A 20184-nucleotide genomic window follows, 5' to 3' on the forward strand; every position below is an offset into this window, starting at 1 on the left:
TGCCCCGTTTTTCTGAACCGCACTGGCCCTGTTGGCAAGCGCGGAAATATTCCGTCGGGCGAGAGGGCAGCAGGTGGGCGCAAGTGGGCGATATTGCCCCGCCGTCGATCACAGCCCCGTCAATGGTGGATCTCTAGAACAATGATCGGCATCGGCGCCGTGCCGCTCCAAGCGGTCGCGACGTAGCAGTAACTGTCAGGATAGTCGCCGAGACTGAAGCAATCAGCGTCCCGGGCTATCAGCCGCCCCTTCACCTCGGTCTTCCAGAACGAAAAGCGGTCGGCGGCCGATATCCATCGCAACGGCTTTCCAACGTCCGCGACCACGAAACTCGCACCGTCCCGCAGAAGCAGCTCGATCTCAGCCGCGCCGACTCTTTGGTCAGGCCGGACATCCAACAGACCTTCGCTGTTCCAAAGCTCGGTAAGCGGCAGGCACGTCACGATGCGCCAAGCAAAATCCATATTCGACCACAGGTCCATTTCAGCGCGGACAGCCTCACGTCGCCGCTCCAGCCAGGCAGAATCCTAAAGGTGTTTTGCCCGACGGCACAAGCGATTTTCGTTTTATCGAAAGAACCCGTTGTACGAAAACAACCCCATGCACAGTAGAACGGCGATTGATATCAAACAGGAAATCGCGAGGGGGATCTGCCTAACCCAACCGACGTCCCTCTCCTGCGATCAAGCCGCGCTCGGACGCGCGCGATAGCGGAACGCGGTCACCGCGGCCAGGATCAGGCCGAAGACGAGAAAGACCGCGCCGCCCTTCACGCCAAAACTGTTCTGGTATTGGGCTTCGGCCGCGTCGTCGACGATCAGAGGCCGCGCATCCGGCCTGCCTGAGAGATAGCGGATCCTGGTCTGCCTGACCGTCTGGACGCCGTTGCGCGTGATCTTCTGCCAGAAGCTCGGGCTGATATGGGTCGGCCCGTAGCTTTGCCGCTGCCCGGACTTGTCGGTCCACGCCAGCGTAACGAGATAGCTCGGCGCGTCGCCGGCTTTGTTCACTTCACCGTAGGCACGCGTAATATCGGCGGTGGCTTCATCGCCGTGGTCGAGGATCTCCTTCAACGTGCTTTGCTCGAAATAGGAGGTCACCAGCATGTAGCCGCCGAATGGAAGCATCACAGCGGCCAAGATCCCGAGGATGAAAGGAAAGGGCCGCCGCGATCCGGCGGCGATTGCGGTACTCCCCGCCCCGCTTCGACGCGCCGACCATGCCTGCCATCCGATCACGAGCACCAGCATCACGGCGCAGATACCTGCTCCCGCCGCCATAAATCTGGACGTGGACCGGATATGGCTCAGATGATCGTCGATATCCTCGACGATCACAGGAAGCGATGAATCATCGTCAACGGCCTGAATGGGGACCGTCAGGAGCTTGAGCTGATTGCCAACCGTGATGCGCGCCGCATAGGCGGCGCTGACCGCGATGCCCTTGCGCTCGCGCCGAACGCCGTCCTTTCCGATCCATTGCAATCCGATCGACAGATTTTCGTCGACATAGCGGGGCCAGAACCCGTCGAACACGAACGGAAATCGCGTCGAGACGACTTCAGCGGACGTGATCTTGCCCGTGGTGCCGTAGCCATCACGCATGACACGTTCGATATCATGCTGATTCCAGTACATCCCCAAGGCCGCCAATACGCCAACGGCGACCAATACAATCAAGACACCGCGCAATGACATCGATCGTCGCTCCGCATAGCGCACGACCGCATCACCCGCCGCGCGCCACTATCGCAAGTTGCTGATATCGCGCGGTCACAACCCTTGTCAAACGTAGGTCTTGTAGGGTCGGCAAAGCGAAGTGTGCCCACCTCTTCTGACTCAATCCTCGTGAGGTGGTGGGCACGGCGCTTCGCGCCCTTGCCCACCCTACGGGACTTGCCCTACTCCGCCGCGATCTGCCGCGGCGCGGGCGGCGGGCTCGCCAGGTCGGCGGCGAGCTGGGCGTAGCGGGCCTTGGCCTCAGTGACCGCCTTCTCCTTCACCGGGCCGTAGCCGCGGATGCGGTCGGGCAGCGAGAGCAACTCGACCGCGGTGTCGATCGTGAGCGGCGACAACAGGCCGAGCACGGTGGCGACGTCCTTTTCGTAGCCCACGATCAGATCGCGCTCGAGCTTGCGGTCGGCGCTGCGGCCGAAGATGTCGAGCGGGGTGCCGCGCAGGAACTTGAACTTCGCCAGCACGCGGAAGACCTTCAGCATCCACGGGCCGAAGGCGCGCTTCTTCGGACGGCCCAGGGCATCGACGCTGCGGCTAAGGATCGGCGGCGCGAGATTGAAGCTGAACTTGAAATCGCCCTCGAACTGGTCGCGGAGCTGCTGCTCGAAGGCGCCGTCGGTGAAGAGGCGCGCGACTTCGTATTCGTCCTTGTAGGCCAGCAGCTTGGCGTAGTTCACCGCGACCGCGCGCGGCAGCGCGTCGTCATAGCCGCCTTGCCTCGCGGCATCGCGAACCTGGTCGACCAGCTTGCGATAGCGTTTTGCCAGGCGGCCGTTCTGATAGGCGGTCAGGTGCTTGGCGCGATGCTCGATGACTTCGTCGAGCGTCATTGCGTCCAAGGTCTTGGGCGCGACAACCTCGCCCGTTCCCTTCAGCATGCCCGCAAGACGCTGGGGATCGGCGACCGCGAGGCGACCGAGGCGGAAGGCTTCCTTGTTCATCTTGATCGCGACGCCGTTGACCTCGATCGCCTGCTCGATCGACTCGGCCGCTAGCGGGAACAGCCCCTTCTGATAGGCATAGCCCATCATCATCATGTTGGTGGCGATGCTGTCGCCGAGCAACTGCTCGGCGGGCTTGGTGAAGTCGAAGAAGACGGAGTCCTTGTGCAGCGCCGTCTCCAGCAATCCGTTCAGCTTGCGGGTCTGGAAGTTGAAGTCGCGGTTGAGGACGAAGTCGGCGGTGGGAATGACGTGGCTGTTGATGATGCCGCGGGTGCGGCTGGTGTCGCAGAGCGAGATCGTGTCCTTGGCGACCGCGACCACCTCGTCGGCGGCGAGGACGAGATCGGCCGTGCCGGTGACGATGCGCGAGCACGTGACCTCGGCCGGATGGTCGGACAGGCGGACATGGCTCAGCACCGCCCCGCCCTTCTGCGCGAGGCCCGACATGTCGAGGATCATCGAGGCCTTGCCCTCGATGTGGGCGGCCATGCCGAGCAGCGCGCCGATGGTGAGCACGCCGGTGCCGCCGACACCGCCGACGGCGATGTTGTAGGGCTTGTCGAGCGTCGGGCGCGAGGCCGGCTCGGGCAGCGCGCCGATCTCTTCAAGCTCGGCCGGCGCACGGTGGCGCGGCGCGCCGCCGTCGACGGTGACGAAGGACGGGCAGAAGCCCTTCACGCAGGAATAGTCCTTGTTGCAGGACGACTGGTTGATGGCGCGCTTGCGGCCGAACTCGGTCTCCAGCGGCTCGACCGAGATGCAGTTCGACTGCACCGAGCAGTCGCCGCAGCCTTCGCAGACGGCCGGGTTGATCATGACGCGACGCGCCGGATCCTCCATCAGGCCGCGCTTGCGGCGGCGGCGCTTTTCGGCGGCGCAGGTCTGCACGAACACGATCGCCGAGGTGCCCTTGTACTCGCGGCACATCTTCATGACGTTGTCGAGTTCGTCGCGGTGATACTTCTTCACGCCGGGCGCGATGGTGTCGGCGGGATAGGTGTCGGGCGCCTCCGAGACCAGATAGATCTCGCGGATGCCCTCGGCGTGGAGCTGGAAGGTGATCTGCTGCGGCGAGAGATCGCCGTCATGGCGCTGGCCGCCGGTCATGGCCACCGCGTCGTTGTAGAGGATCTTGTAGGTGATGTTGGTCTTGGAGGCGACCGCCTGACGGATGGCGAGCAGGCCAGAGTGGAAATAGGTGCCGTCGCCGAGGTTGGCGAAGATGTGGTTCTCGTTGGTGAAGGGCGCGATGCCGACCCACGGCACGCCCTCGCCGCCCATATGCGTGAACGTCTCGGTCGAGCGGTCCATCCACAGCGCCATGAAGTGACAGCCGATGCCGGCCAGCGCGCGGCTGCCTTCGGGGACCTTGGTCGAGGTGTTGTGGGGACAGCCGGAGCAGAAATACGGGGTGCGGGAGACAGGCGCGGTGGCCTGCATCTGTGTGGCCTGGCGGCCGTTGAACCAGTCGGCCTTGACGCGGAGCATCTCCGCGATTTCAGGGTTGAGATTAAGCCTTAGAAGTCGCTCGGTGATCGAGGTCGCAAGCGAAGCGACGCTGAGCTCGGCGGCGAAGGTCAGGAAGCGCTTGTCGTGCTCGTCCATCTTGCCGACGATGCGCGGGCGGACGTCGTCGCGCCAGTTGAACAGCTCCTGCTTGACCTGGTTCTCGACGATCTCGCGCCGCTCTTCGATGATGAAAATCTCTTCGAGCCCGACCGCGAACTGGCGCACGCCTTCCGGCTCCAGCGGCCAGGGCATGCCGATCTTGTAGAGACGGAGACCGATCTTGGCGGCAACCTCCTCGGTGACCCCGAGCTCGCGCAGCGCCTGCCGCACGTCCTCATAGCTCTTGCCTGAGGCCATGATGCCGAAGCGCGCGTTCGGCGAATCCATGGTGACGCGGTTGACCCTGTTGGCGCGCGCGAAGGCGATCGCGGCAAAGCCCTTGTAGTCCTGGAGGCGGCGGTCCTGCTCGAAGCGGTCGTCGGGCCAGCGCAGATTGAGGCCGCCGGGCGGCAGCTCGAAATCGGGCGGGATGATGAAGGGCTTCATCTCGTCGGTGAGGTCGATCTCGGCGGTGGTCTCCACCGTCTCCGTGATCACCTTCATGCCGACCCAGCAGCCCGAGTAGCGCGACATCGCGATCCCGAGCAGGCCCATCTCGATCATCTCGTGGATGCTGGACGGGTAGAGATACGGCATCAGCGCGGACATGAAGGCGTGGTCGGACTGATGCGGGACGGTCGAGGATTTTGCGCCGTGGTCGTCGCCGGCCAGACACAGCACACCGCCGTTCTTGGCCGAGCCCGCGGCATTGCCGTGGCGGAACACGTCGCCGCAGCGATCGACGCCGGGGCCCTTGCCGTACCAGATGCCGACCACACCGTCATACTTGGCGCCGGGCGAGAGATTGAGCTGCTGCGAGCCCCAGACGGCGGTCGCGGCCAGGTCCTCGTTCACGCCGGGCTGGAACTTGATGTTGTACTGCTCGAGATGCTTTCGCGCCGCAAAGAGCTGCTGGTCATAGCCGCCGAGCGGCGAGCCGCGATAGCCGGAGATGAAGCCCGCGGTGTTGAGGCCATTGGCGCGGTCGCGCCGGATCTGGGCCATGGGCAGGCGAACCAGGGCCTGGATGCCCGTGGTGAAGACGTGTCCGGTGTCCTGGGTGTATTTTTGATCGAGACTGATCGGACCCTGGTTGATTCCCATGCTGTCCTCTTTCCACGCCCTGTTCAGGTCTTTGTCACTTAACGTCGCTTAAGCCGTTGCCTGCCCGTTGTTTTTAGCTAGGGCGCGCCGACCATCTCCGCCACTCTATGTCGGATATTTAACGCTCCGCACCACAAATCTGGACCAAAGCGAGCGCCAGGTAAAAATCGCAATTTCGTGGCTGCAAAGGCATCAGGCATTTTCAATTTGTGTCACCATACCCCCGCCGTCGCGAAATGAATTGATGCCCCCGTCACGCAGGCGACGTCGATTGGTCGCAGGAAAGGCTCTCGATGCGGACGATTCTGGCTGGCCTGGCTGTGGGTTTGGCGTTGTGCAGTGCGGTTGCAGGCGCGGCCCTCGCCGCCGAACCGTCGCCGGAGCTGATCGCCTATGGCAAGACGCTGGTCGAGGCCGGCGACTGCGCGGGCTGCCACACCGCCGATCCGGCCAAGCCGTTCGCGGGCGGAAAGCGCATCGACACGCCCTTCGGCGCGATCTATGCGCCGAACCTGACGCCCGACCGAGACACCGGCATCGGCGCCTGGGCGGATGCCGATTTCACCCGCGCCCTCCGCTATGGCGTCGCGCCCGACGGCTCGAACTACTATCCGGCCTTCCCCTATCCCTACTTCACGAAGATGACGAAGGACGACACGCTGGCGATCCGGGCCTATCTCGGCACGCTCGCGCCCGTCGTGAGCCGCAACAAGCCGCCGGAGTTGCGCTGGCCGTTCGGTTACCGCGGCCTGATGCGGATCTGGAATGCCATGTATTTCAAGCCCGGCCTGTTCGAGCCGGACCAGAGCCAGAGCGCGGCGTGGAATCGCGGCGGCTATCTCGTCACCGGGCTCGGCCATTGCGGCGCCTGCCATACGCCGAAGAACTATTTTAGCGCGGACAAGCAGGCGCAGGCATTCGCCGGCAACGAGATCGGCGGCTGGTACGCCCCAAGGCTCGATGGCGCGCCGCGCACCGGGCTGAAGTCGTGGAGCGTGGAGGACATCGCCGAATATCTGCAGAGCGGCCGCAATGCCAAGAGCCATGCCGACGGGCTGATGGCGGAGGTGGTGGTCAACTCGACCTCGAAGATGAGCGACGCCGATGCGCGCGCGATCGCGGTCTATCTGAAGGGCCTGCCGCCGGCGCGGCGCGAGACGATCGTGACGCCGCCCGACGAGGCCGAGATGAAGGCCGGCCAGGCGGTCTATGCAAAGCTCTGCATCGCCTGCCACGAAGCCGACGGCACAGGCGCGCCGCGCATCTATCCGCCGCTGCCCGCCAACGCGCTGCTGCAATCGGTCAATCCGTCCTCGACGTTGCGCATCATCCTCGACGGCGCCCACACCGTGACCACGCCGCGCGCGCCCAACACCGGCGAGATGCCGGCCTATGCCAAGCAATTGTCCGACGGGGAGATCGCGGCGGTGACGAACTACATCCGCAATTCCTGGGGCAATTCGGGCCCGCTGGTGACGCCGGCGCAGGTGGCGAAGGCGCGGAAGCAACCGTAGCCAGCTCTCTCTCCCGTCATTGCGAGCGCAGCGAAGCAATCCAGAGTCCCCACGCGGAAAGATCCTGGATTGCTTCGCGAGGTGGATGGAGCTACCGCTCATCCTCCTTGAACACGAATTTCGGCATCTCCCATTTGTAGCGCACCGCGAGCAGGCGGAAGCTGATGCCGAGGATGAAGGTCAGGATCGTCCAGAGCTCGGCGTTGAGATTGAGGCCGAAGGCCGTCGCGTAGAACAGCCCCGTCACCACGGAGACGCTGGCGTAGAGCTCGGAGCGAAACAAGAGCGGCACGTCGTTGCAGAGCACGTCGCGCAACACGCCGCCGGCGCAGCCCGTCACCATGCCCGAGACGATGACGATCGGCAGCGAGACATCCATCTGCCAGGCGATGTCGCAGCCGGTCATGGTGAAGACGACGAGGCCGATGGCATCGAGCACGATGAAGGCGAGCTGAAGCCGGTGCACGAGGCGCGCGAACAGGATGGTCAGCAGCGCTGCAGCGCCAGGGAGCACGAGATAGATCGGGTTCGCGACCCAGGCGAGCGGATAGTGGCCGAGAAACAGGTCGCGCAGCGTGCCGCCGCCGAGCGCGGTAATGCTGCCGAGCATGCAGACGCCGACATAGTCCATGCTGCGCCGCCCCGCAGCAAGCGCCGCGGTCATGCCCTGCGCCGTCAAGGCAACAAACGCCAGAAGGTGCAGCACGCTATCGCTCGGCGGCAGGCTCCACATCGCTTTGTTCCCTTATTCCGCCCGTGGAACTTACGTCCGCGGTTCCAGGATGAACAAGGGGTCCATCCGGGATGAGCAGGTTCCCGATTCCCGACGCGGGGGCAACATGCGACGAAAGCATCAGAGGGGGCGGAACAGAATCTCGCATCTATGGGTTGTCCAGCCGCCATAATCGAGGAGACCCAATCGATGGCTGACGACCGTTTCCCCAACGATCCGTATCGCCCGAATCTCGCCGATGATGAGTATCTCCGTGCGGCGCGACGGGATGCCGACCTTCAGGTCGACCCCGAGCTGGGCGAAGGCCCCGCCTCCAGCGGCAAGGTCGCACTGTTTGCCGTGGCTGTCGCCCTGGTGCTGGGTGCCGTGTTCTACGGCTTGAACAACACGACCACCGGCAACCAGGCGAGCAACGAGCCGGCGAAGCAGACGGCCCAGCAGGCTCCGCCGGCCAATCCAGCGGCGCCTCCCGGCATGCGCGACGTGACGCCGCGCAACAACACCGCGCCGGGCGTGACCACGGGTGCTGCGCCGAGCAAGCCGGCCGCGCCGGATCCGGCCGCACCGTCTAACGGCGCGAAGTAAGACTTCGCAGTGACGCATGAAAGCGGCGGGACACAACATCCCGCCGCTTTTCGTTTGGCTCTAGCTGAACATCTTGTTGAGCTCGCCGCCGGGATAGCCGCTGCCGAGCTCGGTGAAGGTCCCCTTCTCGGCCATCTCCTTTGCCGCGCGCATGAAGCCGCCCCACGCGGCGCGGGCGAGCGAGCCACCGACGCTGATCCGGCGCACGCCGAGATCTTCGGCCTCCTGCAAGGACAAGCCGGAACCGCCGATCAAGAGGTTGAACGGCTTCGGTGCGACAGCCTTGACCACCGCGGCAATGTCCTCGCGGCTCTTCAGGCCCGGCGCGTAGAGGCAATCGGCGCCGGCGTCGGCGTACGCGGTGAGCCGGTCGATGACGAGCTTGAGATCGGTCACGCCCCACAGATAGGCCTCGCAGCGGCCGACCAGCAGCGTGCCGCTGTCGCCGATCGCCTTGCGCGAGGCCATGATGCGCTCGACCGCGAGCGCGCGATCGTAGAGCGGCCTGTCCTTGTCGCCGGTGGAATCCTCGATCGACAGGCCGGCGACGCCGGTACGCACACAGCGCTCGACATTGTCAGCGACCTTGTCCGGCTCGACCGCAAAGCCGCCTTCGAAATCCGCATTCACGGGAATGTCGACCGCCGAGCTCAATGCTGCCAGATGCTGACAGACGTCCTCGACAGTGACGTGGTTGTCGGCCTTGCCGATGGTCCACGCAAAGCCCGCGCTCGATGACGCAATCGCCTTGAAACCGAGATGCTGCAACGCCTTGGCGCTGCCGACATCGACCGGATTGGGCAGAATGAAGCAGCCGCTCTCGTGCATCTTCCTGAAGGTCGCGCGCTTGTCCGCGGTCGTCACGTGCATGTTTCTCTCCCTTGTTGGCCGCGCAGACATAGGCACGCATTCAGGGCAGCGCTAGTGCGCATCGTGCACGGCGCGACTGTCCTTCGGCGCCTCGTCGCGATCGTTCATGCCGTAGTCCCTGATGACGCTGGCGATGCGCAGATGATAGTCGGCAAAGATCTGTGCCCTGCCCTTGGCCTGGGTGCGCCGGTGCTCCATCGTGTTGCGCCAGGCCTGCACGGCTGCCTCATCCCGCCAGAACGACACCGACAGGATCTTGCCTTTCTCGGTCAGGCTCTCGAAACGCTCGACCGAGATGAAGCCGTCGATAGTTTGCAGGATCGGCTTCAGATCGGCTGCAAGGTCGAAATAGGTCTGGCGATGCTCGGGCTTGGGCCAGACCTCGAAGATCACGGCGATCATGGGCGTCTCCTGCTGACGGTGTCGTGGCCTACAATACCACCTTGCGCAGGAAGGTGCGCTCTTCCGCGAGGATGAACTTGTGTTCCTCGGCGAAATGAAAGTTCGCCATGCCTTCCGCATCCTGGCGCAGCCGGGCGCGGTAGGCCTCGTAGGCGGCCAGGCTCTCGAAGGTGATCAGTGCGAAGGCGATGTTGTTGGTGCCCTCGTGCGGCATGAAATAGCCGATCAGGTCGCCGCCGCATTTCGGAATGATAGTGAGCCAGCGCTTCGAGTATTCCTCGAACTGCGCGCGCTTGAACGGATCGAGCTGGTAGCGGATGAAGACGGTGACGGACATGTAAGGCTCCTGTGTTTCCACCTCGTCATTGCGAGCGCAGCGAAGCAATCCAGGAATCTCTCCGCGGAGACAGCCTGGATTGCTTCGTCGCCAGTGCAAAATTGCTTCGCAATTTTGTCACGGGCTCCTCGCAATGACGACTTGGTGAGAGCCTACGCGCTTGCCCGACCGCAATGCTTCGGCTACCATCGAAGCATGAAATCAGGACCCGACATCGCCATGGTCGCTTCGCTGGTCGGCGACCCCGCCCGCGCCAACATGCTCACGGCGCTGATGAACGGACGCGCGCTGACCGCGAGCGAGCTCGCGCAGGAGGCCGGCATCACGCCGCAGACGGCGAGCTCGCACCTTTCGAAGCTCGAGGCCGGCGGGCTGGTCGAGCCGGAGAAGCAGGGCCGGCATCGCTACTACCGCCTCACCGACGACGACGTTGCCGGCGTGCTCGAAGGGCTTGCGGGCCTCGCCGCTCGCACCGGCCACATGCGCGTGCGCACGGGACCGAAGGATCCGGCGCTGCGGCGCGCGCGCATCTGCTACGATCATCTCGCCGGCGATCTCGGCGTGCAGATGCTCGACACCATGCGCGAGCGAAACCTGGTCAGGCAGAAGAAACAGGACATCGAGCTGACCGCCGAGGGCGAACGCTTCCTCGCCAAACATTTGCAGATCTCGCCCGACATGCTCGCCCATCCGCGCCGGCCGGTGTGCAAGGCCTGCCTGGATTGGAGCGAGCGGCGCCACCATCTCGCCGGCACGCTGGGCGCCACCATGATGCAGCGCTTCACCGAGCTGAAATGGGCCGCGCGCGACGCCACGCCGGGCAGCCGCGTGGTGAATTTCACCCGCACCGGCGAGAAACAGTTTGCCGCGCTGTTCGGGAATGGGAAGGACTGATCACGCCGGAAGCGTGACGGCACACAATCGCGTGTTAGCTCTCACTCTCGTCATGGCCGGGCTTGACCCGGCTGTTCACAGGTTTACTGGCACCGTCATTCCGGGATGGTCCGAAGGACCAGACCCGGAATCTCGAGATTCCGGGGTCGCGTCTTCGACGCGCCCCGGAATGACGTTCTGCAAAAGCCAGAGAGCCCAATGATCCGCTTCCTCCCGGCCGCGCTTGCCGCCGCCCTCCTCGCCGCCCCTCTTGCCGCATACGCCGCCGACACCACACCACGCGAGCCTTACGGCATCGCGCTCGAAGGCTTCGCCTATCCCTATCCCGTGCACCTGCTGCCTGTTGTCAACGACGGCGAGCAGCTCAGCATGGCCTACATGGACGTGGCGCCTCAGCAACCGAACGGCCGCACCGTGGTGCTGCTGCACGGGCGCAATTTCCCGTCGAGCTACTGGGCGCCCGTCATCACGATGCTCAGTGAGGCCGGATTCCGCGTCGTGGTGCCGGACCAGATCGGCTTCGGCAAATCCTCCAAGCCGCAAGGCGAGCTGCATTTCGACACGCTGGCGCGCAACACCATCGCGCTGCTCGATCACCTCAAGATCGACAAGGCCGAGGTTGTCGCGCATTCGCTCGGCGGCATGCTGGGCGTGCGCATCGCCCGCGCTTATCCCGACAGGGTCGCCCACCTCGTGCTGACCGCGCCCATCGGACTGGAGGACTACCGCCTCTACGTGCCGCCGACGCCGACCGAGAAGATGATCGAGAGCGAAGACAAGCTGACGGCCGAGGGCTATCGCAAGCAGCTCCAGACCAATTACGCGATCAAGCTGCCGCCGGATGCAATCACGCCGTTCATCGACGCCCGCTTCAACATCAAGGGCAGCCCCGACTATCCGCGCTGGCTGCGCGCCTTCGTGAGCTCCGGGCAGATGATCTATCGCGAGCCGGTCGCGCACGAGGTCGCGCTGATCACCGAGCCGACGCTGTTCATCATGGGCGCCGACGACCACAACGCACCGGGCCGGCCAAACGCACCGGAAGCGCTGCGCGCGAAGATGGGGCAGAACGCCGAGCTCGCGAAGGCGTTTGCTGCGAAGATGCCGAATGCGCGGGCCGAGGTGATCCTCGACACCGGCCATCTCGTCTTCCTGGAAGCGCCGGAGAAATACAGGGAGCTGGTGCTCGGCTTTCTCGGCCGGTAGAGCGTTTTCGAGCAAAGTGGATACCGGTTCGCGTAGCGTCAGAACAAAGAACCTGGAGGCCCGCTTCGATTCCATCGGAACGGGCCGCTGGCGCCATTGCTGTCGCCTGAAGCCGTATGCGGACAACGTTCATGCCGCATTCAGGTCATGATTGGCAGGTTTGGATCGCGACGTGTCGGCACGTTTCTCCCCAGATTTAACGTGTCGAATCGTGTCTTTTGATTCATTGTGCGCCGCAAGCGCGCTGCCCAAACATTCTGTCCCGAGGACGAGAAGGAAGTTCAAATGAAATATCTCTTCGCCGCCGTCATGCTCGCCAGCGCGGTCGTCGGTTTCAGCGAAGCGGCCAGCGCCGCCGGCGGTTGCGGCCCCGGCTGGTATCGCGGCCCCTATGGCGGCTGCCGTCCGATGGCCGGGCGCCCGCCGGTTGTCGTCGTGGCGCCCCGCCCCGCGCCGGTCGTGGTCGTGCGTCCGCGCGTGTGCCCCTATGGCTTCCGCTGGTACGCCGGCCGTTGCCGGCCGTTCTGATCTCGTCCTTTCGCATCGCGAATGGCCGCGCGGCGACAGCCTGCGCGGCCATTTTCTTTTCAGCGCTCTGCAGCACATCGGCTTGCAGGAGCGCCGAATCAAAACGGGGATCGCGAACCGCGATCCCCGTCCAGGCCTCGACGGCCGGGCGCCTACCAGTGGCGGCGATGCCAGCGCCGGCGACGCCAGCCCCAGTGGCGGTGGCGCCAGCCCCAGTGATGGCCACGACCGTGCCAGTGCACCTGCTCGGGCTTGAGCTGCGCGGCTTCATCGCTGCTGGTGACCGCCGGATGGGCGTCCGGATTGCCTTGCGGCATACGGGGATCACCGAGCGGCTGCGGCGCCAGCGGCGCGGCCTGCGCGGCGGCGGTGAACGCGGCAGCTCCCGCCGCGGCACCGAATGCAAGTTTCAAAAAATTGCGGCGTTCCATGACATCTTCCTCTCAGGCACGCGTTGATGATGCCGAGCAAGTGTCGGGCCTGCGATATGAACTGCGGCTGAATCGTCCGTTCAGATTCGTTGCAAAGGCGACAGGAACTACTTCGCAAACTCCTGCGCCAGCACCAGCGTCTCGCGCCCGTTTCACGTCGGGCCAGTCGCGGTTGAAATCGGCGACGAGCTTTTTCAGCGCGTCACCTCTGAGCATCGCCGCGAGCTTGGCCTCGTCGTCGATCTGATACATGGCCTGATGCAGGGAGGGATCGTCCAGGCTCCAGAACCGCCAGGCCTTGCTGATGCCGAACGCCTTTACCGCGTCGGGCACGTGCTCGGTCTCGTACCATCTGTCGAAGGCGGCACGCTTGCTGGCGTCGGTGACGATGGCGCGGACGACGAAGAAGGCGGCGGGCATCGGGGTTTCCTCCTGTTGTTTTGGGGCGAGACTAACCGCTCAAGTCGCCGGCGACAAAAAGAATTGACACCGGTGTCGGAACGCACGTCCCTCGCCCGTCCTATGCCTTGAGCAGCACTGGGAGACACCGCATGGCCGACCTCACCCTCACCACTTTCGACTGGGTTCCCGAGATGCCCAGGGGTTTCGTGCGCGACCTCCGTGTGCGCTGGGCTCTCGAAGAGGCCGCGTTACCGTACCGCGTCGCGAGCGTGCCGTTCGGCCCGCGGGACGCCGCGCATTTCGCGCACCAGCCCTTCGGCCAGGTGCCGTGGCTGACCGACGGCGACCTCTCGATCTTCGAGAGCGGCGCGATCCTGCTGCATCTGGGTGAGCTCAGCCCGGCATTGATGCCCACCGATCCGCGCGGCCGTAACGAGGCGACGACGTGGGTGTTCGCGGCGCTCAATTCGGTGGAGATGCCCGCCCTGCCCTGGACGATGTTCAAGTTCACCGGCAGTGACGATGGCTCACCTGCCGTGAAGTTCGTCGACGACTTCCTCAAGCTCCGCCTCAAGCACATGGAGCCGGTGCTCGCCGGCCGCGAATGGCTGGCGGGCTCCTTCTCCGTCGCCGACATCCTGATGTCGGACGTGCTGCGCGTCGTCGATCGCTTCGATGGGTTGGCGACACATCCGGCTTGCCGCGACTACGTCGCGCGCGCCACGGGCCGCCCGGCCTTCGCCAAGGCCCGCGCCGACCAGATGGCGCATTTTGCTGCGGCGGATGAGGCACGCTAACGCAGACGGATTAGCGAAGCGCAATCCGCCAATGTCCGCCTCAACAAAATTGGTGGGTTACGCCCAGCGAACTGCGCTTCGCGCAGTCGCAAGGCTCACCCACCCTACGCGCTCAACCCGTTCCACCCTGACTTCTAGTTTTGCGAACGCGTAAAAGGGACAAACCGCACGAGGGCGACGGCGCGCGTCGTCGTCTTGCCAGGAGCGATTTTTTCGACGACCGTGAGCTGCTGGGTGCCGTAACCGGGGCCCACCGGCATGACGAGTCGGCCACCTACTTTAAGCTGCTCGATCAGCGGCGGCGGTGGCTCCCCGAGCGCGGCAGTCACGACGACTGCGTCAAAAGGACCACATTCGGGCCAGCCATCGTAGCCATCGCCAAGCCTGACGCTCACGTTGTCATACGCGAGGTCCCTTAGTGTTTTCGCGGCGGTCTCGGCCAATTGCGGGATGATCTCGATGCTGCAGACCTTTCGCGCGAGCTGCGCGAGGATGGCGGCCTGGTAGCCCGAACCGGTACCGACTTCGAGCACAACGTGATCGGGCGCGACCTCGGCCAACTGGGTCATCAAGGCCACAATGTACGGCTGCGATATGGTCTGGCCGAGGCCGATTGGTATCGGTCTATCGGCGTATGCGATAGAGCAAGATTGCTCAGGGATGAACAGGTGGCGTTTCGTTTGCGCCATGGCCTCAAGGACCTTCTCCGACAGGCCTTGCTGTCCCAAAACACCGGCAGCGGACCGGGCGTAGGCCCGGATGGCCTCGACCATGGCGGCGCGTTCGCGGACGCATTGTGCGTCCTGTGCGGTCGCTTCCCACGCGACGACACCCATGGCGACCACGAGCAGTGGCAAGACCTTCATGATCGTGCGCTCTCCAAGAGGGACACAATTCACGTCGACCGTTTGAGCGCTGACCCTGCGCGTAAGATCCGACCTCGCCCCGCATGCGAGGCGAGGTTTGCTTAAGCTCAGGTGCCCTCGAACTTGAACGACACGTTGAGTTTAGCGCGATAGGCCTCTACTTTTCCTTTGGCGTCCAGCTGAATATCGAGCTTGACGACCTCTGCGACACGAAGGTCACGAAGAGATTTTGCAGCCTGCTCGACCGCGTTGGCGGCGGCCTTTTCCCAGGAATCGTTGCTGGTGCCGATCAGTTCTATGACCTTGTAGACGCTCTCAGGCATGTCGTCCTCCCGTTCGGTATGAAGCAGGAAGCAGGTGCTCCCTGCCACAGTCGAGCCTAGCACGATATCGGCGCTGAAAGGACGCCACGATCGCAGGGCGCACCAAGGTCCATCGAGACTAGGCTTTGGCTCGGTCCTCCCAGTCCTCCCAAGATCCAGCGCGCCCGCGACGGCCATTGCCCCGACGACGGCAATCAGAATGCCTGGCAGCCGCTTGTTGCTCTCGAGCAGAAGGATCACCGTCAGCGTGCCGAGCCCGAGCCCAAGGGCTACCCAGCTTGTCTTTCCTTCGGTGATTGCACCGGCGATCGCCCACAGGCTCCGCAGAGGTCCTTCGCTTTCGATCGTAAAGCCGAACAGCTTTGGCAGTTGACTGATCAATACGGTCAATGCAATTCCGTTCATGTAACCGTGGCGTATGGGCTTGGAGAGAAGTTCGGTTACAAAGCCCAGACGTAGAATGCCTGCCAGAATACATGCCGTGCCGGAAACGATTGCCATCATGCCGGCCAAGGTTATGGCGCGCATGGGATCGCCACCCGACAATGGACCGACAACACCCACGATACAATGGCTGCCAGAGCCGAGTCTGGTCCCAGGACGAGGATGCGGCTTGGACCGAACAGCGCGTAAGCGAGGAGCGCTGTGATCGTTGCGTATGGACCCTGGATACCGGGCAAGCCCGACGCCTCCGCATGGGCAATGCCAACCGGGACCAGCATTGTCGCCAATACGAATCCAGCGAAGATATCGTGCGAATGCCACTTCCCTTGATATCGACGAAGGGTGCCAAGACCTGGTAACCAGCGGGTCCAATGATCCATTGCCCCTCCCAACCCGGTCGGACTCGGCTCATTGAGCCCGCGCCGCAACAACGTCGCGGTAGCCCGTTAGCCCGTATTCCTGACCGCTTCAGCTAGCATGGCGTAAAGCTGGTGCTTGCTGAATTCCTTTGGCTGCTTGTTTGTTGTCTTCCGCGACACCTTCTTGGCTGCCGGTTGGGCACAGGCAACCAACAACGCCGGCTCTCGCTTCCGGACCGACCTTATCTTGGGTTTTGCTGTTGGCGGCTTGTGGCCACGCGTCAGGCCCAAGCGAGTTAGCCTGCCGCAGACAGCGTTACGGCTACACCCGAGACGGCGCGCGATCTGCGCGGCACTCTGTCCTTGGACCCAGAGTTTTTTGAGCAGCGCTACGTCTTTCGCATCCCAACTCATGGGAGATATTGTACGCCAACTGCCATCCACTTTTCTAGTCTTCGTCCGGCTCGCGTACGACCGCCGGTTCGTCGTCGTCCCCCTCCTCTTCTCCCTCCTCGTCCTCGTCCTCTTCATCGTCATCAGGATCCCGGGGCGGCATCTTGCTGCCCTTGATCACAAAGCGACTCCAATCCATCAAGCCGGTGGGAAATTCTTCGGGGATGTTTTGCTTCATGGTGTTGCTCCTCGGGTCTGGAGCTTGAGAGCGCCGGCGATTAATGTGCCGGGCATCTTGCGGTTGTGGGTTCGACGGTCTTGTCGATGCAGGCCCGCCGCTTCGGCTGCATCCAGCCACTACAGCTTGTAGCCGATCTTTCGCAGCAGGTCTTTCCGCCACGCAATGTCCTCGTCGGTTTCGACACCCAGCGGTGAGGCGCCATCCACCACCCCGAGCACGCCGCAGCCCTGCTCCGTTTGCGCGACGATCACTTGTGTGGGGTTGGCCGTCGCGCAGTAGATGCGGCAGACCTCCGGCGCCGCACGCACCGCAGCCAGCACGTTGACTGGAAAGAATCCGTCGCCCAGGAAGATCAGGAATGTATGGCCGGCGCCGATGGCCATTGCGTTGTCGCGTGCAAGCGCGATCGCGGCTTCGTCGTTCCCCGACCAGCGCACCAGCCGCTTGCCGGAGGCCTCGCAGAAGGCCAGCCCGAAGCGGATGCCCGGAACTGCGCCCACCAGCGCCTCATGGAGGTCTTCCACAGTCTTGATGAAATGCGACTGGCCGAAGATGAAGTTGGTTGCGTCCGGCTTGACGATCGGCACCACGGTGAGTTCCATGGCTGCACTCCTTCAAGGTCCCAACGCTGTTCATGGTAGGCCACCAGAAGGCAATTGCAAGCGGCCAGAGACAGCCGATTTCGCGCCGGAAGCCACTGGCAGCGAAGCAAGGGACGGGCGAAGCTGGGGCAGTGAACAAAGGTGCCGAACGGCCGGCGCGTCACACCAGCTTCATCGGCGCATCGGCAACCACGCGCAGGTCGATCCTGCCGATCAGCCGAGATCGAAGCGCCTCCGCATCACCGATCGCGCTCTCCGTCTGCCGCAACGTGCTGACGTTCGAGCCAAGTGACACGATCCCGCCCAGCACCAGAGCGATTGATCCGAGCGCGGCGGTCTGACCTGTCCCAAACAGGCCGAGGATCGCGACCAACAGCAGCGCGCCCCCACCGCCGATGGCGATCTTGGACGCGAGAATGTACTTCCGGCACCGCTCGGCAATCTCGGCGAGCCGCTCGATCCGATCTTCGATCTGTGAAATTTCGTCGGTCGGATCGTGTTCGGTCATCGGATCTTGATCGAGGATGCCAAATCAGAGGCGTAGCCAGTAGCCCGCATGAGCGAAGCGACATGCGGGACTCTTGAGTGGAAAACCGGATGTCGCCTCGCTCATCCAGGCTACGAGATCTTACAACGGCAAATTGTCGTGCTTCTTCGCCGGCATTTCCACCTTCTTGTCCTTCAGCATCGCCAGCGCCCGCGCGATGCGCCTGCGGGTCGAGTGCGGCATGATGACGTCGTCGATGTAGCCGCGCTCGGCGGCGATGAAGGGTGACAGGAAGCGGTCTTCGTATTCCTTGGTGCGCGCCGCGATCTTGTCGGGGTCGCCGATATCGCCGCGGAAGATGATCTCGACCGCGCCCTTGGCGCCCATCACGGCGATCTGGGCGGTCGGCCAGGCGTAATTCATGTCGGCGCCGATCTCCTTGGAGGCCATGACGTCGAAGGCGCCGCCATAGGCCTTGCGGGTGATGATGGTCACCAGCGGCACGGTGCACTGCGAATAGGCGAACAGCAGTTTCGCGCCGTGCTTGATCAGGCCGCCATATTCCTGCGCGGTGCCCGGCAGGAAGCCCGGCACGTCGACGAAGGTGACGATCGGGATGTTGAAGGCATCACAGAAGCGGACGAAGCGCGCGGCCTTGCGCGAGGCGTCGCTGTCGAGCACGCCGGCCAGCACCATCGGCTGGTTGGCGACGAAGCCGACGGTGCGGCCCGCGATGCGGCCGAAGCCGGTGACGATGTTCTTGGCGAAGGCTTCCGCGATCTCGAAGAAATCGCCCTCGTCCACGACCTTGAGGATCAGTTCCTTCATGTCGTAGGGCTTGTTCGGATTGTCGGGGATCAGCGTGTCCAAGGACATGTCGACACGGCCGATGTCGTCGAAGCTCGGCCATTCCGGCACGCCGTCGGTGTTGTTGGACGGCAGGAAGTCGATCAGGCGCCGCATCTGCAGAAGCGTCTCGACGTCGTTCTCGAAGGCGCCGTCGGCGATCGACGAGCGCGTGGCGTGCACCGAGGCGCCGCCGAGCTCCTCGGCGGTGACGACCTCGTTGGTGACGGTCTTCACGACGTCGGGGCCGGTGACGAACATGTAGCTGGTGTTCTTCACCATGAAGATGAAGTCGGTCATGGCCGGCGAATAGACGTCGCCGCCGGCGCAGGGACCCATGATGACGGAGATCTGCGGGATCACGCCGGAGGCCAGCACATTGCGGCGGAACACGTAGGAATAGCCGGCAAGCGCGGCGACGCCCTCCTGGATACGGGCACCGCCCGCGTCGTAGAGGCCGATGATGGGCGCCCGCGCCTTCATCGCCATGTCCTGGAGTTTTGTAATTTTCAGCGCATGGGTTTCAGAGAGCGACCCGCCGAACACCGTAAAATCCTTGGCAAAGACAAACGTCTTGCGGCCATTGACGGTGCCCCAGCCGGTGACGACGCCGTCGCCGGGCACCTTGGTCTTCTCCATGCCGAACTCGGTGGAGCGGTGCTCGACGAACATGTCGAACTCCTCGAACGATCCCTTGTCGAGCAGGAGCTCGATGCGCTCGCGCGCGGTCAGCTTGCCGCGGGCGTGCTGCGCCTCGATGCGCTTCTCCCCGCCGCCGAGCTTTGCGCCGGCACGACGATCTTCAAGGGCGTCCAGGATATGTTTCATTTGCTCCCGCCAGTTCTTAGCCTAAATGCGATTGCCGGGGGTTCTAACACGGCATTTTGCGGGCCGGGAAGCGGCTTTCGGGCCCGCAGGGCTGCCTTGCCGCAGCGGGAAAGCGCAAGGAATTACAGAGTTTTGCCTGGGAGGCGACGATGGACCAAGGAACGACCGAGACCGGCACTGTGACGGGCGGTGTCAACATCCTGCTGCGGCTGGAGGGCCTGACGCTGTTTGCAGGCATGGTGGTGCTCTACTGGGCCTGGGACGGCTCCTGGCTCGTCTTTGCCCTGCTCTTTTTCGTCCCCGATCTGAGCTTCCTGGCATACCTCTCGGGCACCAGGTTCGGCGCGCTGGTCTACAACGCCGCCCACAGCTACATGGCGCCGGTGGCGCTGCTGACGCTGGGCTTCGGCCTCGCCTCGCCGCTCACCTTATCCATCGCCTTGATCTGGCTGGCCCATATCGGCATAGACCGGGCGCTGGGCTATGGCCTGAAATATTCAGCCGGGTTCGGCTTTACCCATCTTGGGCGGATTGGCCGGCAGAAGGACGCCTGATCCCGCGCGCGACTTGGCGGCGGGAGGGTCGATTTTGTCCGTGCCGGTCGGTTGACCGGGCCCGCCGATTCAGGCTTGCTCCAGGCTTACGATCAGGCGCCGAATGTTGCGTGAGCCCAGTCGGTACGGCGGCGGTCCTCACGTCTGACT

General features: G+C 63.9%; 22 protein-coding genes and 2 pseudogenes. 7 read left to right on the forward strand and 17 right to left on the reverse strand.

Translation table 11 applies throughout. The features are described 5' to 3' along the window. Nucleotides 1-119: 119 nt before the first annotated feature. From WN73_RS25415 to WN73_RS25425, 3 genes are all read right to left on the reverse strand, one after another. The gene (locus tag WN73_RS25415; RefSeq protein WP_028171418.1) at nt 120-482 is read right to left on the reverse strand and encodes a hypothetical protein; all 363 of its coding nucleotides are present in this window, start codon (nt 480-482) and stop codon (nt 120-122) included. A gap of 201 nt (nt 483-683) precedes the next feature. Next, on the reverse strand, nt 684-1697 hold the full coding sequence (locus WN73_RS25420; protein WP_231166507.1) for a hypothetical protein: 1014 nt from the start codon (nt 1695-1697) through the stop codon (nt 684-686). 203 nt (nt 1698-1900) lie between these two features. Next, on the reverse strand, nt 1901-5392 hold the full coding sequence (locus WN73_RS25425) for an indolepyruvate ferredoxin oxidoreductase family protein (protein WP_028171416.1): 3492 nt from the start codon (nt 5390-5392) through the stop codon (nt 1901-1903). Between the two features lie 293 nt (nt 5393-5685). Here WN73_RS25425 and WN73_RS25430 point away from each other — a divergent pair, with 293 nt between their 5' ends. After that, nucleotides 5686-6906 carry a cytochrome c gene (locus tag WN73_RS25430; RefSeq protein ID WP_011088095.1) on the forward strand — a complete coding sequence of 407 codons (1221 nt, stop codon included), beginning with the start codon at nt 5686-5688 and terminating at the stop codon, nt 6904-6906. Between the two features lie 91 nt (nt 6907-6997). Here WN73_RS25430 and WN73_RS25435 read toward each other — a convergent pair whose 3' ends face one another. Then, a complete protein-coding gene (locus WN73_RS25435; protein ID WP_011088096.1) occupies nt 6998-7639 on the reverse strand; it encodes a trimeric intracellular cation channel family protein in 642 nt (213 codons plus the stop codon). Between the two features lie 189 nt (nt 7640-7828). Here WN73_RS25435 and WN73_RS25440 point away from each other — a divergent pair, with 189 nt between their 5' ends. Beyond that, nucleotides 7829-8224 (forward strand): hypothetical protein, encoded by a 396-nt coding sequence (locus WN73_RS25440; protein ID WP_028171415.1) that lies wholly within the window; start codon nt 7829-7831, stop codon nt 8222-8224. Nucleotides 8225-8284: 60 nt separating this feature from the next. Here WN73_RS25440 and WN73_RS25445 read toward each other — a convergent pair whose 3' ends face one another. Genes WN73_RS25445 through WN73_RS25455 form a run of 3 tightly spaced genes read right to left on the reverse strand, consistent with a single transcriptional unit; the run spans nt 8285 to nt 9833 of the window. Continuing rightward, the gene (locus tag WN73_RS25445) at nt 8285-9094 is read right to left on the reverse strand and encodes an isocitrate lyase/PEP mutase family protein (protein WP_011088098.1); all 810 of its coding nucleotides are present in this window, start codon (nt 9092-9094) and stop codon (nt 8285-8287) included. Between the two features lie 51 nt (nt 9095-9145). Next, nucleotides 9146-9496 carry an antibiotic biosynthesis monooxygenase family protein gene (locus tag WN73_RS25450; protein WP_011088099.1) on the reverse strand — a complete coding sequence of 117 codons (351 nt, stop codon included), beginning with the start codon at nt 9494-9496 and terminating at the stop codon, nt 9146-9148. 28 nt (nt 9497-9524) lie between these two features. After that, nucleotides 9525-9833, reverse strand: a complete 309-nt coding sequence (locus WN73_RS25455) for an NIPSNAP family protein (protein ID WP_018647290.1) — start codon at nt 9831-9833, stop codon at nt 9525-9527. Between the two features lie 195 nt (nt 9834-10028). On the opposite strand from WN73_RS25455, the gene WN73_RS25460 reads away from it, so the two are divergent. The 3 genes from WN73_RS25460 to WN73_RS25470 all read left to right on the forward strand — a co-directional run bounded on the left by WN73_RS25460 (nt 10029) and on the right by WN73_RS25470 (nt 12461). Further along, a complete protein-coding gene (locus WN73_RS25460) occupies nt 10029-10727 on the forward strand; it encodes an ArsR family transcriptional regulator (protein WP_028171413.1) in 699 nt (232 codons plus the stop codon). A 198-nt stretch (nt 10728-10925) separates the two neighbouring features. Further along, nucleotides 10926-11933, forward strand: a complete 1008-nt coding sequence (locus WN73_RS25465) for an alpha/beta fold hydrolase (protein ID WP_028171412.1) — start codon at nt 10926-10928, stop codon at nt 11931-11933. 285 nt (nt 11934-12218) lie between these two features. Then, the gene (locus WN73_RS25470; protein ID WP_008143062.1) at nt 12219-12461 is read left to right on the forward strand and encodes a GCG_CRPN prefix-to-repeats domain-containing protein; all 243 of its coding nucleotides are present in this window, start codon (nt 12219-12221) and stop codon (nt 12459-12461) included. Between the two features lie 152 nt (nt 12462-12613). Here the strand turns inward: WN73_RS25470 and WN73_RS25475 are convergent, their stop codons facing one another. Together WN73_RS25475 and WN73_RS25480 are read right to left on the reverse strand one after the other, a co-directional pair. Further along, the gene (locus tag WN73_RS25475) at nt 12614-12892 is read right to left on the reverse strand and encodes a twin-arginine translocation signal domain-containing protein (RefSeq protein WP_028171411.1); all 279 of its coding nucleotides are present in this window, start codon (nt 12890-12892) and stop codon (nt 12614-12616) included. 107 nt (nt 12893-12999) lie between these two features. After that, nucleotides 13000-13312 (reverse strand): annotated as a pseudogene (locus WN73_RS25480) (hypothetical protein). Between the two features lie 131 nt (nt 13313-13443). Between WN73_RS25480 and WN73_RS25485 the strand changes: the two are divergent. Further along, nucleotides 13444-14091: a glutathione S-transferase family protein gene (locus WN73_RS25485; protein ID WP_028171410.1), complete on the forward strand. Its 648-nt coding sequence runs from the start codon at nt 13444-13446 to the stop codon at nt 14089-14091. Between the two features lie 134 nt (nt 14092-14225). On the opposite strand, the gene WN73_RS25490 is transcribed toward WN73_RS25485, so the two are convergent. The 8 genes and pseudogenes from WN73_RS25490 to WN73_RS25525 all read right to left on the reverse strand — a co-directional run bounded on the left by WN73_RS25490 (nt 14226) and on the right by WN73_RS25525 (nt 19480). Then, a complete protein-coding gene (locus tag WN73_RS25490) occupies nt 14226-14957 on the reverse strand; it encodes a protein-L-isoaspartate(D-aspartate) O-methyltransferase (RefSeq protein ID WP_049832389.1) in 732 nt (243 codons plus the stop codon). A 107-nt stretch (nt 14958-15064) separates the two neighbouring features. Continuing rightward, on the reverse strand, nt 15065-15280 hold the full coding sequence (locus tag WN73_RS25495) for a dodecin family protein (protein WP_135178112.1): 216 nt from the start codon (nt 15278-15280) through the stop codon (nt 15065-15067). A 147-nt stretch (nt 15281-15427) separates the two neighbouring features. Continuing rightward, nucleotides 15428-16104: pseudogene (locus WN73_RS25500) on the reverse strand (SulP family inorganic anion transporter); the annotation flags it as partial. Between the two features lie 66 nt (nt 16105-16170). After that, nucleotides 16171-16620 (reverse strand): GcrA family cell cycle regulator, encoded by a 450-nt coding sequence (locus WN73_RS25505; protein ID WP_306421904.1) that lies wholly within the window; start codon nt 16618-16620, stop codon nt 16171-16173. Continuing rightward, nucleotides 16532-16714, reverse strand: a complete 183-nt coding sequence (locus tag WN73_RS25510; RefSeq protein WP_028171408.1) for a hypothetical protein — start codon at nt 16712-16714, stop codon at nt 16532-16534. Before WN73_RS25510 ends, WN73_RS25505 begins: the two co-directional genes overlap by 89 nt. Nucleotides 16715-16833: 119 nt before the next feature. Continuing rightward, complete coding sequence (locus WN73_RS25515; protein ID WP_011088110.1) at nt 16834-17319, reverse strand: adenosine-specific kinase; 486 nt, start codon at nt 17317-17319, stop codon at nt 16834-16836. Nucleotides 17320-17479: 160 nt separating this feature from the next. Then, entirely contained in the window at nt 17480-17827 is a 348-nt protein-coding gene (locus WN73_RS25520) for a hypothetical protein (RefSeq protein WP_011088111.1), read from the reverse strand. 120 nt (nt 17828-17947) lie between these two features. Further along, on the reverse strand, nt 17948-19480 hold the full coding sequence (locus WN73_RS25525; RefSeq protein ID WP_028171407.1) for an acyl-CoA carboxylase subunit beta: 1533 nt from the start codon (nt 19478-19480) through the stop codon (nt 17948-17950). 149 nt (nt 19481-19629) lie between these two features. Between WN73_RS25525 and WN73_RS25530 the strand changes: the two genes are divergently transcribed. Then, nucleotides 19630-20034, forward strand: a complete 405-nt coding sequence (locus WN73_RS25530; RefSeq protein ID WP_028171406.1) for a DUF4260 domain-containing protein — start codon at nt 19630-19632, stop codon at nt 20032-20034. Nucleotides 20035-20184 lie beyond the last annotated feature (150 nt).

Origin of the sequence: Bradyrhizobium sp. CCBAU 45394 (genome assembly GCF_028128655.1) — a bacterium.
In the GTDB taxonomy this organism is placed as follows: Bacteria; Pseudomonadota; Alphaproteobacteria; order Rhizobiales; family Xanthobacteraceae; genus Bradyrhizobium; species Bradyrhizobium diazoefficiens.